This is a genomic window from Arthrobacter sp. NicSoilB4 (genome assembly GCF_019977335.1).
Lineage (GTDB): Bacteria > Actinomycetota > Actinomycetes > Actinomycetales > Micrococcaceae > Arthrobacter.
This window is the reverse complement of record NZ_AP024653.1, coordinates 1,007,145-1,021,807: the sequence shown is the minus strand read 5'-3', so window position 1 is coordinate 1,021,807 and position 14,663 is coordinate 1,007,145. Positions and strand designations below refer to the sequence as shown.

Here is a 14,663-nt window from a genome sequence, read left to right as displayed (position 1 = left end):
GCGGCATCGCGTACGGCGCGTTACGGATCGGGAAACACTTCCGGCGCCCCCGGTAGGGCCGAAAGGCCCGGAGGACGCCGGAAACTAGGGGACGTCAAACTAAAGGACGTCCGTGTCGCCGCTGGCCGTGAGAGCGTCAACGGCCTGCTTCACACGCTGGGAGTGTTCCTTGTGCATCACGAGCAAGGCATCGGGAGTGTCGACTACAACCACGTCCTTGATCCCGATCAGCGCGATCAAGCGTTTGGTATCGGAGACCACTACGCCGCTGGCGTCCTCGGTGAAGACGCGGGCGCCGTCGCCGATCACGGTGACGTCCTTGACTTCCTTGGCGCTGTTGAGCCGGCCCACCGAGGCAAAGTCGCCGACGTCGTCCCAGCGGAACGTTCCGGGCACGACGGCGACGTCGCCGGCGGCGGCGGCCGGTTCGGCCACGGCATAGTCAATCGCGATCTTGGGCAGGGTGGGCCAGACGCGGGCCTGGACCTCGTCGCGCTGCGGCGTATCCCAGGCCCGGGCGATCTCCTGGACCCCGGCGAACAGCTCGGGCTGGTTGGCTTCGAGGTGCTTGAGCATCAGCGCGACGGGAGCAACGAACATCCCGGCGTTCCAGACGTACTCGCCACTGTCGAGATACTGCTGGGCCACTTCCTCGCTGGGCTTCTCCACGAACTCGACGACGGCCTGGGCGCTGGGGGCGCCGCCCACGCCGAGGTTCTTTCCGGCCCGGATGTAGCCGAAACCGGTGGAGGGGTGCGTGGGCTTGATGCCGATCGTGACGATCTTGCCGGCGGCGGCAGCGTGGATGGCCTCCCTGACGGCGTCATGGAACAGTCCGTCGGGGCTGATCACCTGATCCGCCGCGAACGAGCCCATGATCGTGTCCGGATCGCGCTCGTGCAGGATCGCCGCGGCCAGCCCGATGGCTGCACCGGAGTCCTTGGGCTCGCTCTCGAGCACCAGGTCCGCGTCGTCAATCTCCGGGAGCTGGCGGCAGACCGCGTCGCGGTGGGCCATACCGGTCACCACGAGCATGTGCTTGCCGGCGAGCGGCTCAAGCCGGTCGAAGGTGGATCTCAGCAGGGTACTGCCCGAACCGGTGAGGTCGTGAAGGAACTTGGGGGCTGCTGCCCGCGACAGCGGCCAAAGGCGGGTCCCCACGCCGCCGGCCGGAATCACCGCAATAAACCGGCCCAGGGCCGAACCTTGGGCCGGATCCTGCGTGTGGTCCTGGCTTGTCACTTTTTCTGTAGTCATCACGGCTACTTTAGCCGAACGTGGTGCAATCGTCTTTGATCCGGTGCCGGTCGCGGTCCGCCGCAGCCCTCCCGGCTGCCGTCCTTTAAGTAACGGCGGCGCTCCCGCGCAGTCCACGGAATGTGGCGTTAGTCTCAAAACTCGAGGAAAACCCCGCCGGGGCGCCGTCACCGACGGGTGGCTGAATTGAATAAGCTGTGAGCGAAGCCTAGATTTAGGCTTGAGCTTACGAGTGCTCTCGCAGCAGGCGTTCCCCCCGCGTGGATCCCATGCCAGCGCCGCTGTGTTGCAGGGAGGTTTATTCAGTGCCGACAAAACCAGCTGGCACCTTGTACCGCGGCCGTGAAGGCATGTGGTCCTGGGTGGGACACCGCATTACCGGTGTAGTGATCTTTTTCTTCTTGTTGGTCCATGTGCTGGACACCTCATTGGTGCGTGTGTCCCCCGAGGCCTACACCGCCGTGATCGGTGCCTACAAGAACCCCCTGATGGCCCTGGGTGAAACGGGCCTTGTCGCAGCGATCGTGTTCCACGCCTTCAACGGCCTGCGGATCATCGCCGTCGACTTCTGGAAGAAGGGCGCGAAGTACCAGCGCCAGATGCTGTGGACAGTGCTCATTCTCTGGGCAGTCGTCATGGTGGGCTTCTCCATCCGCCACCTTTCCCTCGCCCTTGGAGGTCACTAGCCATGAGCGCAACTGATATTCAGAGCCCCCGCAGCCCGAAGGCGGCCGCCGCCAAGGTGGGCAGCAACCGGATCGCTCCGCAGTACCGCCGCAACGGCAGCTCCAAGGGGAACTTCGAGATGCTCGCCTGGCTCTTCATGCGGCTGTCCGGCGTTGTCCTCGTGGTGCTGATCTTCGGACACCTGTTCGTCAACCTCCTCGTCGGCGAAGGCATCCACGCGATCGACTTCGGTTTTGTGGCCGGCAAGTGGGCCGACCCGTTCTGGCAGATCTGGGACCTGGCCATGCTGTGGCTCGCCATGCTGCACGGCACGAACGGTGTCCGCACCATCATCAACGACTACGCCGAAAAGGACGCCACGCGCCTGTGGCTGAAGATCGTTCTCTATGCGGCCACCACTGTCATCATCATCCTCGGCACACTGGTCATCTTCACCTTTGACCCGTGCCCCGTGGTCAACGGTGTCCAGCTGCCCGGCGGGTTCTGCCCGGCGCCGTAGCGGCGCAGCCCTTGCGGCAACCGATCCCTGCCTGCCCGTGCGGGCCAGGGATCTCCACGAGATTTCACCGGGCAGGCTCCGCCGGCCGGTGTTGTTAGCGAATTTTGAGAGAAAGAGCGTCTGGTATGCAGGTCCATAAGTACGACGTCGTCATCGTCGGTGCCGGTGGCGCCGGGATGCGCGCGGCGATCGAATCCGGTCAGCGCGCCCGAACAGCAGTACTGACCAAGCTGTACCCCACCCGCTCCCACACCGGCGCGGCTCAGGGCGGCATGTGCGCAGCCCTGGCCAACGTTGAGGAAGACAACTGGGAGTGGCACACCTTCGACACCATCAAGGGCGGCGACTACCTGGTTGACCAGGACGCAGCCGAGGTCATGGCGAAGGAAGCGATCGACGCCGTCCTGGACCTGGAAAAGATGGGCCTGCCGTTCAACCGCACGCCCGAGGGCCGGATCGACCAGCGCCGTTTCGGCGGCCACACCCGCGACCACGGCAAGGCCCCGGTCCGCCGTGCCTGCTACGCCGCCGACCGCACCGGCCACATGATCCTGCAGACCCTGTACCAAAACTGCGTCAAGCACAACGTCGAGTTCTACAACGAGTACTACGTCCTTGACCTGCTGACCGTCGAGGAAGACGCGGTCCGCGAGGACGGCACCCCTTACAAGCAGAAGCGCGTTGCCGGCGTCGTGTCCTACGACCTCGCCTCCGGCGAGCTGCACGTCTTCCAGGCCAAGTCCGTGGTGTTCGCCTCCGGCGGCGCCGGCAAGGTCTTCAAGACCACCTCCAACGCACACACCCTGACCGGTGACGGCATGGGCATCGCCTTCCGCCGCGGCATCCCCCTGGAGGACATGGAGTTCTTCCAGTTCCACCCGACAGGCCTGGCGGGCCTGGGCATCCTCCTCTCCGAGGCTGCCCGCGGCGAAGGCGCGATCCTGCGCAACTCCGAGGGTGAGCGCTTTATGGAGCGCTACGCCCCGACCATCAAGGACCTCGCCCCCCGCGATATCGTGGCCCGCTCCATGGCCAACGAAGTCCGTGAGGGACGCGGCTGCGGCCCGAACAAGGACTACGTCCTCCTGGACCTGACGCACCTTGAGCCGGCGCACATCGACGCCAAGCTGCCGGACATCACCGAATTCGCCCGCACCTACCTCGGTGTGGAGCCGTACACCGAACCGGTGCCGGTGTTCCCGACGGCGCACTACGCCATGGGCGGCATCCCCACCAACATCAGCGCCGAGGTGCTCCAGGACAACGACACCGTCGTCCCGGGCCTCTACGCCGCCGGTGAGGTTGCCTGCGTCTCCGTGCATGGTTCCAACCGCCTGGGCACCAACTCGCTGCTGGACATCAACGTCTTCGGCAAGCGCGCCGGCATCGCCGCCGCGGAGTACGCCAAGACCGCCGACTTCGTGGAACTCCCCGTTGACCCGGAGGCTTACACGCTGGACCTGCTGAACCACGTCCGCACCTCCGACGGCACCGAGAAGGTCGCTGCGATCCGCAAGGAACTGCAGGACACCATGGATGCCAACATGCAGGTGTTCCGCACCGCGGAGACGCTGAACCAGGTCCTGACGGACATCGCCTCCTTCGAGGAGCGGTACCAGCGGATCAGCGTCCAGGACAAGGGCAAGCGCTTCAACCTGGACCTCCTGGAGGCCGTGGAACTGGGCTTCCTGCTGGAACTCGCCAAGGTCATGACCGTGGCGGCCCTGCACCGCGAGGAATCCCGCGGCGGCCACTTCCGCGAGGACTTCCCCGAGCGCGACGACGAAAAATTCATGAAGCACTCCATGGCGTACAAGGATGAGCATGCTCCTGCGGATGGGGCTGCGGGAACCGCAAAAACAACAGCCGGCATCCGGCTTGCCACCAAACCGGTGGTCTTTACGCGTTACGAGCCGATGGTGAGGAAGTACTAAGATGACCGCTGAACTCGCTGAGCCAGCCTCCAAGATTGAACTGCCCGCCCACATCGGAGGCGGCGGGGAAATCCCGTCCTTCGATGTGACCTTGCGCGTGCGCCGCTACAACCCGGAGGTCTCCGAGGACGCCACCTGGGATGACTTCAAGGTCACCATGTACGGCACCGACCGCGTCCTCGACGCCCTGCACAAGATCAAGTGGGAGATGGACGGCAGCGTCTCCTTCCGCCGTTCCTGTGCCCACGGCGTCTGCGGCTCCGATGCCATGCGCATCAACGGCCGCAACCGCCTCGCCTGCAAGACCCTGCTGAAGGACTTGGACACGTCCAAGCCCATCACGGTCGAGCCGATCAAGGGCCTCCCGGTGGAGAAGGACCTGATCGTGGACATGGAACCGTTCTTCCAGTCCTTCCGCGAGGTCATGCCCTTCCTGATCAACCGTGGCCACGAGCCCACCAAGGAACGCCTGCAGTCCGCCGAGGACCGCGAGCGGTTCGACGACACCACCAAGTGCATCCTCTGCGCCGCGTGCACGTCGTCCTGCCCGGTGTTCTGGACCGACGGCCAGTACTTCGGCCCGGCGGCAATCGTCAACGCCCACCGCTTCATCTTCGATTCCCGCGATGACGCCGGCGACATGCGCCTGGAGATCCTCAACGACAAGGAAGGCGTGTGGCGCTGCCGCACCACCTTCAACTGCACCGAGGCGTGCCCGCGCGGCATCCAGGTCACGCAGGCCATCGCCGAGGTCAAGCAGGCCATCCTGTCCCGCAAGATCTAGCGTTAGCTCCACGTAAACCAAAAAGCAACAGACGACGGCGCCTCTCACCTTCCGGTGAGGGGCGCCGTCGTCGTACCGGTAGGAAGCTCCCGGCTGAGGCAATCCCATTGACCGCCACGAGCGGCGGGCCTACAGTGTGCTGACACGGCGGTTCTGGGACAGCGTGCCTATGTATTCATGGCTACAGTTCTGCACCCAGAAGGGGTTCCCCATGCCTGGTTCACGCGTCAAACAGCGCATCGTCGCGGTTTTTTCCGCTCTCGTCCTGAGCTATTCAATTATCGCGCCGGCATCGGCAGCGGTTGCTGCAGATCTCCCGCCGGCCCAGCCTTCATCCGAAGAATGCCCCTGGTACGGCGCGGCGACGACAACCACAACTACCTCATGGTCAAGGTCCGATGCAGACCAGAGCCAGAACGATTCCTATGAAGCCTCCTTCGTTTCCGCTCCCGGCACAGGCCGGACTTGCGGGGCGGTCTGGTCAGCATCGCTTGCGTCGCAAGCCGTCGACTTCAACCCGGGAGATTGCCCGTCGACAACAACCTGGACAACTACGGGGGCCGGGACCGGTGTAGGCGACCTCACCGTCTTTCTCTACACCCGGGATCCGTTTGGACCGGCGTTCGAGGGGATCTTCAACGCCGATACGAGGTTTCCGGTGACGAGCACAGTCACAGTCACGGGCTGTTCGCCGTCCAGCGACACCTCCGTTGGCGAGTCAGGCTATCCTCCCATCATCGGAGTTTCCGGGTGCGGCGGGCAGAGCGGCAACGACCCCCTGGAGATTGTCTCCTACGATGTCCAGGCCGTAGCTGGAGAGTGCATCGTCAATTCCGAGGACGCGGACCCCTCAATCGGATATTCGCTGACGTCCCAGCAGAAAACGACGTGGAAGTTTCGGCGGACCGTCTGTGATGTTGCCGTCGACTCCGACGCCGACAGCCTTCCGGATTGCACGGAATTCGACCTGTCCACGGACCCGTCCAATCCCGACACGGATGGCGACGGCTTCCGCGATGGCGCCGACCGCTGTCCGGTTGTGGCCGGAACGGCGAACGGGTGCGTTTCCGAGGACGCCGACAATGACGGCGTCCTGGACGGCACCGACAACTGTGGATCGGTTCCCAATCCAGGGCAGACCGACCTCGACGCGGATTCGATTGGCGACGTGTGCGACTCGGACATCGACGGGGACGGACTGGACAATACCCAGGAGGCGTCGGCGGGAACGAACCCGGTGAACGCCGACACTGACGGGGACGCGGTCCAGGACGGCCCGGACGCCTGTCCTTTGGTTGTCGGAACGGCGGCTAACCACGGATGCCCGGACAACTGCAGATCCTTCCGTTCAGGCGTCACGGCTGAAGCCGGAACAGCCAGCGCAAGCCTCTTTGCATTTGATGTCACCGCAATCTACCGGCTCTGCACCGATGCAGCCGGACAGCCCTATGTCAGCGTGCGAAACGTGGACTACGACGCCACCGCATTGGCCGGCGTGACCGCCGGCGTCCTCCAATCTTTGGGGTTTACCACCGCGGAGGCCCCGGATGCGACCCTGTTGCTGCCCACCGAAGTTCGCCCGGGAGGAGTGGTCATCGCCGCGCAGAGCCGGCTCGACATGTGCTTCGACTTCGCCACGCTCGCCGACAAGATCGGGTTGAGGCAGACAGCGGAAAAAGTTGCAGCCAAAAAAATTTCACAGCTGATCGCCAAATACGGGAAAGGCAAGGAGGTCCAACTGGCAACCTCCGTGCGGGCCGTCATAAGCGATCTCAAACGAGAAACCGACATCGCGGTGGCTAAGGCCTTCAGCCGGCTAAAGTCGCTGTCCCCGGCTCAAGGCCAAGAGTTGCATCTGGTGGTCCAAAGAGCGGTGGATGCGCAATTCCTGAAACTCAACAACGTCGTCGACTCGCTGCTGAACGGCGATAGCGTGGTGCAGAAGCTGAAGTCCTGGCTAAGCGGCGGCGGCATTTCCGCGTGGCTCACGGAACTGACGACGGTCTGCTTCCCCGTCTGGGAACCAACAATCTCGATCACGGTGCCCTACGCCAACGGCATTGCCTCCGCAGCCCTGGACGGCTTCCAGAATCCATTTTTCGGCCGGGCCTCCATTACGAAGGACGAGTTTGTTCAGCTGCCATAGAACTGTGCCTTCATTCCAGACGAACGCAATGGTGCAGGGTGTGCGATAACCTTCCAACGGTCAACTAGTTCAGTATCCAGGAAGGCTCCATTTGTCCCGCTCCGAAAAAGTCTCGTTCCAGGGTTCCACCGGCGAGCTGCTCTCCGGCATCGTCGATGTCCCCGAGGGCCCCGTGAAGGGCTGGGGCGTGTTCTCGCACGGCTTCACCCTGGGCAAGGACAGCCCCTCGGCGTCGCGGATGTGCAAGGCCCTGGCCGACAACGGAGTGGGCATGCTCCGCTTCGACAACCTGGGCCTGGGCGAGTCCGCCGGGCACTGGTCCGAGGGGTCCTTCAGCCACAAGGTGGCGGACACCGTCAAGGCGGCCGAGTTCATGCGCGACGCCGGCCGGCCCGTCTCGCTGCTGGTGGGCCACTCCTTCGGCGGCGCCGCCGTCCTGGCCGCCGCCGCGGCGATCCCGGAGCTCGACGCCGTCGCCACGGTCGGCGCGCCGTTCTCGCCCAAGCACGTGGCCCACGTCTTCGACGCCGCGCTGGACCGGATCCTGAGCGAGGGCAGCGCCGAGGTGGACCTGGGCGGCAAACGGGTGGAGATCCGGCGGCACTTCGTCGAGGACCTCGAAAACGCCGACCTGACCGACTGCATTAGGCGGCTGCACAAACCGCTCCTGGTGCTGCACTCCCCCACCGACAACACCGTGGGAATCGAGAACGCAAGCACCATTTTCCAGACCGCGCGTCATCCGCGCAGCTTCGTGTCCCTCGAGGGCAGCGACCACCTGTTGACGGCCAAGGGCCAGGCGGCCCGGGCCGCGAAGATTATTTCGGCGTGGGCCGACCAGTACCTCGACGCCTGAACGCGGCGGACCAGGGCGTTCGGCGGGGCCGGGGCTCCGACGGCGTTTTACCCGGCTGGACGCGCCGGGCTCCCCACCCGGTGGTCGAGGCGGCAGGTGCCATGGCGAGGTCCTTTTCCCTGATGGCCACCCAGGCGGCGCAGATCACGTAGACCTGGCTGACGAGGTTGAACCAGATCAGCAGGCCGATGATGATGGCAAAGGGTGCCAGGATGGGGTTTTTTCCGGCGCTGGCCAGCAGCTGGGTGCTGAAGATCTGCAGCACCGTGGTGCCGACTGCTGCGAGGATGGTCCCCTCCAGCAGGGAGCGCCTGGCCGGCTTTATCCCCGCCGCAACCCGGAACATGATCAGGGCGGTACCCCAGCCCAGCAGCAGCGGCACGAGGATCATCACAGAGGTCGTCAGGGGTCCGGCCAGCGCCGGGTCGAGGTTCAGCTGCGCGGTTACCCAGTCCGCCGCTGTGCCGAACACGAGCGAGACTGCCGCGCTGGTGACAAGGGCGACCCCCAGGAGTACCAGCGCTCCGACGTCGAGCAGTATCTGTAGGACCGGATTCAGGCCCTTCGGGCCGAGCTGCATCATGCCGCGCACGCCGTCGCGGATGCCGCTGATCCAGCCCAGGGACGTAAACACAGTCACGACGGCGGCAATCACGGCCGCCCAGCCCAGGCTGGACGGGTTCAGCAGCGCATACGGGTCAACCAGGCCCTCGCTGCCGTCGACCTGCAGGAGTCCGGGCGCGGTCATGGCGACGCTTTTGATGATCTGGTCCAGCAGCGCTGGTTGTCCGCTGAGGAAGAGGCCGGCAAGGGAGAAACCCGTGGCGAGGAGGCCCGTGACGGAGAAGAACATCCTGAACCCGATGCCGGCGCTCATCAGCGGACCGTGCTGGAGGCCGTAGTGTGCGAAGGCCCGGGCGGGAAGCAGCGTGTTGACCCGGGCCAGCAGCCACGCCACCATGGCCATCAGCGAGGCCAGCCCCCCGCCGCCGGAGCGGCGGGCCCTGCCCCAGTCGACACGTTTCCGGATGACTTCGAGTTTCAGCCCGGCCAGATCGGTGGGAAGGGGCGGCTTAGCCGGCGGCCGCGGCGCCGTCCTGGCCTCCGTCGTCGTGAGGTTTGGTCCCAAAATCAAGCTCTTCCCGTAGCTGCCAAATGCCGTTGTCGTCGTGCTCGTAGAGTCCCATGCTAGCCACCGGGAACGTGGCCCTGTAATCCTTGAGGACCGCTTCGGCCTCATCGAGGCTTTCCGGGGCGACGTCGTGGGCCACAGTGACGTGCGGGTGATAGTCGAACGGCAGGTCCCGCTCCAGCGGCCCGGACTGCAGCTGTTGGTGCAGGCTCACGCAGTCGCCGAAGCCGTCCTCGACGTTCAGGAAAACCACCGGGGACACCGGCCGGAACGACCCCGTCCCCGCGATGGTCACGTTGAAGGGCTCCTGCCGGCCCGCGATCTCACGCACATGGCTGCGGGTGGCTTCCCAGTCCTGGGTCATGGTGGTCGTTACCAGCGTGATGTGCGCCGGGATGACGCCAGCCATGGGATCACCGAAAGAGGCACGCCAGCGCTGGAGCTCCTCGGCGATCTCCGTGGGAAACCCGAGGATTACGCCGATGCTGATGCCTTCGCTGCGGTGTCCGTTGTCCTGCGTGTCCTGGACGTCCGGAGCAGCGCTGCCGACGGCACGCGCGGAGGCGCGTTCCGGCTCGTTAGCGGTGACTTTGCTGACGGAGGACATCGGCCTAGCGGACTCCGTGTGTTCCGGCGTAGGGAAGGAACCCTACCTTGGCGTACACGTCCTGCAGCGTGACCGAGGCGATCTCCCGCGCCTTGTCAGCGCCGAGGGCCAGCAGCCGGTCAAGCTCCGCGGGGTCGTTCAGCAGCTCGTTGGCCCGGTCCCGGATGGGAGTGAGGCGCTCCGCCACAACCTCGGCCAGATCAACCTTGAGGTGGCCGTACATCTTGCCCTGGTAGGCAGCGACGAGGGCCTCGACACTCTGCCCCGTGATGGCCGAGTAGATGGTCAGGAGGTTGGAGACCCCCGGCTTGGACTCACGGTCGAAGCGGATTTCCGTCTCAGCGTCCGTCACCGCGGATTTGATCCGCTTGGCGATGACCTTGGGATCATCCAGCAGGTTGATCAGCCCGGCCGGTGATTCCGCCGATTTGGACATCTTGCCCGTGGGATTCTGCAAGTCGTAAATCTTGGCCGATTCCTTCTGGATGAAGGGGGCCGGAACGTTGAACGTCTTACCGAAGCGCGAGTTGAAGCGCTGGGCCAGGTCGCGGCTGAGCTCTACGTGCTGCCGCTGGTCCTCGCCCACCGGCACACCGTGCGGCTGGTACAGGAGGATGTCCGCGGCCTGCAGGATGGGGTAAGTGAACAGGCCCACGCTGGCCTGCTCCGAGCCGTGCCTTGAGGATTTGTCTTTGAACTGGGTCATCCGCGACGCCTCGCCGAAGCCTGTGATGCAGTTCAGAACCCAGGCCAGCTGGGCGTGTTCGGGGACCTGCGACTGGACAAAGAGCGTGCACTTTTCCACGTCCACGCCGCCGGCGATGTACTGCGCAGCCGTGACCCTGGTGCGGTGGGCCAGTTCGGCAGGGTCCTGCGGAACGGTGATCGCGTGCAGGTCGGGGATGAAGAAGACGGCGTCGTACTCGTCCTGCATCCGGACCCAGTTCACCAGGGCGCCGAGGTAGTTGCCCAGGTGCAGGGAATCCGCCGAGGGCTGCATGCCGGAGAGGATGCGCTGGCGGGTTCCCGCAGGGGCGGCGGCGGGGACAGCGGCTGCCGGGGCGGCGGCGGTTTCGGCGTCGTCGTTCACGGGGGTCACAGTGGAAGGAGAGGTCATTCGCGGAAGCCTTAAGACTAGAGCCGGTAGTCCACTACCAGCGGGGCGTGGTCGGAGAAGCGGGTGTCCCAGGACGGTGCCCGGTCAACAACGGCTGACACTGCGGCCGCAGCGAGAGCGGGCGTGGCCATGTGGTAGTCAATGCGCCAGCCGGTGTCGTTGTCGAAGGCCTGTCCCCGTTGCGACCACCAAGTGTAGGGGCCGTCGACGTTGCCCGCCAGGCCCCTGTGAACATCCTTCCAGCCGATCTCCTCGCCGAAGAAGCGGTCAAAGTAGGCACGCTCCTCGGGCAGGAAGCCGGCACGTTTGACGTTGCCCTTCCAGTTCCTGATGTCCAGCTCCGTGTGGCCAACATTGAGGTCGCCCACCACGAGTGCGTGGTCGCTGTGTTTTGCCAGCTCGGGAAGCCGGTCAACCATCACGTCCAGGAAACGGAACTTGTCGTCCTGCTTCGAGGTGCCCGCCTCGCCGGAATGCACGTAGGCGCTGACGACGGTCAGCTGGGATGCTTCCCCCTCCGCGTTGCGGACGATGTAGTCGGCTTCGACCCAGCGGCCCGAGGTGGCGAAGTAGTCGTCGTCGATGCCCACGCGGGTCTGCAGCGGCTCTTCACGGGAGGCAATGGCGACGCCGGCGCGGCCCTTGGCCTCGGCTTCGGCATGCAGGATGTACCACCCTGCACCGAGGAGCTCGTGGACGATCGCGTCGGGTGCGCGGACTTCCTGCAGGCAGAGGATGTCCACTTCGCGGGGCTCAAGCCATTCCGCCATGCCCTTCTTGTAGGCAGCGCGAAGGCCGTTGACGTTGACTGATGCGATGCGAAGGTTGTCCTTCTTCAATGCCGAACTCACCCGATCCACTCTAGTCGACAATGGTTCCGGAGACGGGCTCGTCCGTTCCGCCGGAGGACTTGATCATGTCCCGGGCGTTGGTGGCGGTGATCTCGATGGTCTCCAGCGCCCGGCGGATGGTGTCCTGGTCCGAGGCGTCGCCCTTGGCCCGCTCCTGCTCGACGACGCGGACCTGCACCTGCACGATCTTGAACGAGTGGTCCAACTTCAGGTCCCGGACCTCGTCCGCTTCGCGGCGGACCTCCACAAGGCGGGTGCTGCCGTGGTCAACACTGCCCGACGACGGCGCCCGGCCGGCCGCCGCGTTGAAGGCATTCTGCGCTTCCGTGAGCTTGGCGCCGGCCTTCTTGGCCGCCTTCTGGATGCTGAAGACGACGAAGGAGGCCAGGGCGAGCCAGAAGCCGGCGATGATCGCCACGAGCCAGCCGACGACGTCGTTCTGGTTCGCGGCAAAGATGACCGCGACGACGAAGGCGATGATGAACACCATCATCCCGGGCCCGCTGATGCGGAACATGGAGAACTTGCCGGAGGCGGAGTTGTACGCGGACGGCTTGGAAGACTCGGAGTTGCCCAGAGATTGCATGTGCCTATTATGGCAAACCGCCGGGCCGCGCCGGGCCGCTTCCACCCGGGGCGAACGGACGCGAATGGCCGCCCCGGGAAGGGGCGGGGAGGGCCAGTACGGCGCCGGGCCTTAGGGCGTCACCGGCCCTACGACAGGACCAGGCAGAACGGGTGGCCGCTGGGGTCCGTGAAGACCCGGAAGGTCTCCGTGCCGGCGTCGAGGCTCGTGGCGCCGAGCCGGAGGACCGCCGCCTCGCCGGCGTCGAGGTCGTCAACCAGCACGTCCACGTGCATCTGCTGCGGGTGGTCGGCGTCGGGCCACTGCGGGCGGACCAGCCGGTCCACCCGCTGGAAGTCCACCGACGGCAGGCCGGCGCCGTCGCCGATCGAGATGAAGCCGTCTTCCTCGTGGACCCGGGCCATGCCCAGCAGTTCCTGGTAGAAGCCGGCCAGGGCGTCCGGGTCCTCGCAGTCGATCACGAGGGCCCGCAGTTTTCCGATCATGGGGGTTCTCCTTTGCGAAGGATCGCTACTTGAGGAACAGCGTGCGCAGGCGGCCGGTGGTGAGCAGGACGCCCAGCACGATCATCACGAGGTAGTAGCCGACGTGGACGGCGGTGGCCGGGGTGAAGACGCCCACGCTGATCTGCCGCAGCAGCTCCACGCCGTGCCACAGCGGCATGGCCTGGATGAGCCACTGGATGTACTCCGGGTAGACGCTCAGCGGGTAGAAGGTGGCGCTGAACAGGAACATCGGCAGCATCACGAAGTTGATCCAGTCCATCTGCTGGAACGTCTTCATAAAGCTCGTGATGCCCATCCCGAAGCTGGCGAAGCCGAAGGCGATCAGCACCGCGGCGGGGATCATCAGGATGGCCCACGGCGTGGTGATCAGCCCCATCAGGCCCATCACCGCGGTGAACCCGGTCGCGTACATCAGGCCCCGGAGCAGGGCCAGGAAAATCTCGCCCATGGCGACATCCAGCGGGCCCAGGGAGGTGTACAGCATGCCCTGGTACAGCTTGGCGAAGTTCATCTTGAAGAACACGTTCCAGGTGGAATCGTAGACTGCACCGTTCATCGCGGACACGGCCAGCAGGGCCGGGGCGATGTACGCGGCGTAGGAAATTTCCCCGCCGCCGGGCCCCTGCACCGAGCCGACGATCGCGCCCAGGCCCACACCCATCGAGATCAGGTACAGCACCGGCTCGAAGAAGCCTGAGAGCATAACCATCCAGTTGCTGCTCTTGGTGGCCATAAGCCCGCGGGCGACGACGGCGCGGACGTTGCGGGAGTAGAGCGGCCCGAACTGCCGGTTGCGGGCCGCCTCGGTGACGCTGTGGCTGGTAATGATGGCGCTCATCCGCCCATCCTTTTCACGAACTGGCGTTTGGTCAGGACCCAGCCGACGACGCAGAGCGCCAGCAGGAACGCGACGTGCGCGATGGTCAGCAGCGGGGGTTCCTGGTAGCCGTAGCTGAGCACGCGGCCCAGCTCCGTGCCGTGCCAGATCGGGGAGATCCAGCCGATCCAGCGCACGGCAAGGGGCAGGGTGTCCAGCGGGAAGAAGGTGCCGGAGAACAGGAACAGCGGCATCACGATGAAGCGCATCACCATGGCGAACTGGCCCTTGTCTTCCTTGATGGAGGCCGCGTAGGCCATCAGCGGGAGGCCGAAGGACAGCCCGGCGAGCGTCGCGACGAGAATGGAGGCCCAGCCCCAGGCGCTCGGGGAAGCTCCGAACAACGCGACCACGCCGAAGTAGATGGCCGACTGCAGCAGCAGCCGCAATGTGACGGCGATGATGTGCCCGAGCGCAATCTGCTCCGGCGTCAGCGGCGAGGCGTGCGGTCCGTAGTAGACCCGGCGCCATTTGAAACCGTCCATCACCGGGAAGGTGAACTCGTTGGCGGCGGCCATCACGGCGGCCGAGATCAACAGGGCGGGTGCAATGAACGCCAGGTAGCTGACCCCGCCGAAGGCGGCCGTGCTGCTGGTGTCAACGAGGGTGGCGAGGCCGACGCCCATTGCAAAGAGGTAGGCGACGGGCTGCCCCACGCCGTACATCACGATGGTCCAGCCGTAGCCCTTCATCACCCGCAGGACCTGCTCGGCGTAGTAGAACGCGCCCCACTTCCGGGCTTTCGCGGCAGAGACCTCCGGCGAATGCGCCCTCAGGGCCGGGGCCGCCGTCGTGCCGGCCGCCCGGGTTGATTCAGCCAGCTC

The 14,663-nt window shown here is 65.3% G+C and carries 14 protein-coding genes and 1 pseudogene; 6 read left to right on the top strand and 9 right to left on the bottom strand.

The window, feature by feature from the left end:
- Nucleotides 1-99 precede the first annotated feature (99 nt).
- On the bottom strand, nt 100-1,257 hold the full coding sequence (locus LDO13_RS04630; RefSeq protein WP_224048886.1) for a sugar phosphate nucleotidyltransferase: 1,158 nt from the start codon (nt 1,255-1,257) through the stop codon (nt 100-102).
- 350 nt (nt 1,258-1,607) lie between these two features.
- On the opposite strand from LDO13_RS04630, the gene sdhC reads away from it, so the two are divergent.
- The 6 genes and pseudogenes from sdhC (at nt 1,608) to LDO13_RS04600 (ending at nt 8,163) form a co-directional block, all read left to right on the top strand.
- Nucleotides 1,608-1,943 carry a succinate dehydrogenase, cytochrome b556 subunit gene (sdhC, locus tag LDO13_RS04625; protein ID WP_056433017.1) on the top strand — a complete coding sequence of 112 codons (336 nt, stop codon included), beginning with the start codon at nt 1,608-1,610 and terminating at the stop codon, nt 1,941-1,943.
- Between the two features lie 2 nt (nt 1,944-1,945).
- The gene (locus LDO13_RS04620) at nt 1,946-2,443 is read left to right on the top strand and encodes a succinate dehydrogenase hydrophobic membrane anchor subunit (RefSeq protein WP_224048885.1); all 498 of its coding nucleotides are present in this window, start codon (nt 1,946-1,948) and stop codon (nt 2,441-2,443) included.
- Between the two features lie 125 nt (nt 2,444-2,568).
- On the top strand, nt 2,569-4,377 hold the full coding sequence (sdhA, locus tag LDO13_RS04615; RefSeq protein ID WP_224048884.1) for a succinate dehydrogenase flavoprotein subunit: 1,809 nt from the start codon (nt 2,569-2,571) through the stop codon (nt 4,375-4,377).
- A gap of 1 nt (nt 4,378) precedes the next feature.
- On the top strand, nt 4,379-5,161 hold the full coding sequence (locus LDO13_RS04610) for a succinate dehydrogenase iron-sulfur subunit (protein WP_056433008.1): 783 nt from the start codon (nt 4,379-4,381) through the stop codon (nt 5,159-5,161).
- 1,072 nt (nt 5,162-6,233) lie between these two features.
- Nucleotides 6,234-6,338: pseudogene (locus LDO13_RS18630) on the top strand (thrombospondin type 3 repeat-containing protein); the annotation flags it as partial.
- A gap of 1,060 nt (nt 6,339-7,398) precedes the next feature.
- The gene (locus tag LDO13_RS04600; protein WP_224048882.1) at nt 7,399-8,163 is read left to right on the top strand and encodes an alpha/beta hydrolase; all 765 of its coding nucleotides are present in this window, start codon (nt 7,399-7,401) and stop codon (nt 8,161-8,163) included.
- On the opposite strand, the gene LDO13_RS04595 is transcribed toward LDO13_RS04600, so the two are convergent.
- The 8 genes from LDO13_RS04595 to LDO13_RS04560 all read right to left on the bottom strand — a co-directional run bounded on the left by LDO13_RS04595 (nt 8,126) and on the right by LDO13_RS04560 (nt 14,660).
- Nucleotides 8,126-9,292, bottom strand: coding sequence for a YihY/virulence factor BrkB family protein (locus LDO13_RS04595; RefSeq protein WP_224048881.1), 1,167 nt, complete (start codon nt 9,290-9,292; stop codon nt 8,126-8,128). The two genes, LDO13_RS04600 and LDO13_RS04595, sit on opposite strands and share 38 nt — an antisense overlap.
- Complete coding sequence (locus LDO13_RS04590; protein ID WP_224048880.1) at nt 9,237-9,902, bottom strand: 2'-5' RNA ligase family protein; 666 nt, start codon at nt 9,900-9,902, stop codon at nt 9,237-9,239. The genes LDO13_RS04595 and LDO13_RS04590 overlap by 56 nt, the downstream gene beginning before the upstream one ends.
- 4 nt (nt 9,903-9,906) lie before the next feature.
- Nucleotides 9,907-10,902: a tryptophan--tRNA ligase gene (gene trpS / locus LDO13_RS04585; RefSeq protein ID WP_263422154.1), complete on the bottom strand. Its 996-nt coding sequence runs from the start codon at nt 10,900-10,902 to the stop codon at nt 9,907-9,909.
- A 134-nt stretch (nt 10,903-11,036) separates the two neighbouring features.
- Nucleotides 11,037-11,870 carry an exodeoxyribonuclease III gene (locus LDO13_RS04580; protein WP_224048878.1) on the bottom strand — a complete coding sequence of 278 codons (834 nt, stop codon included), beginning with the start codon at nt 11,868-11,870 and terminating at the stop codon, nt 11,037-11,039.
- A gap of 10 nt (nt 11,871-11,880) precedes the next feature.
- Nucleotides 11,881-12,456, bottom strand: coding sequence for a hypothetical protein (locus LDO13_RS04575; protein WP_224048877.1), 576 nt, complete (start codon nt 12,454-12,456; stop codon nt 11,881-11,883).
- A gap of 128 nt (nt 12,457-12,584) precedes the next feature.
- Complete coding sequence (locus tag LDO13_RS04570; protein ID WP_224048876.1) at nt 12,585-12,941, bottom strand: VOC family protein; 357 nt, start codon at nt 12,939-12,941, stop codon at nt 12,585-12,587.
- Between the two features lie 25 nt (nt 12,942-12,966).
- Nucleotides 12,967-13,800, bottom strand: a complete 834-nt coding sequence (locus LDO13_RS04565; protein ID WP_224048875.1) for an ABC transporter permease — start codon at nt 13,798-13,800, stop codon at nt 12,967-12,969.
- Nucleotides 13,797-14,660, bottom strand: coding sequence for an ABC transporter permease (locus LDO13_RS04560; RefSeq protein ID WP_224049663.1), 864 nt, complete (start codon nt 14,658-14,660; stop codon nt 13,797-13,799). The genes LDO13_RS04565 and LDO13_RS04560 overlap by 4 nt, the downstream gene beginning before the upstream one ends.
- Nucleotides 14,661-14,663: the final 3 nt, after the last annotated feature.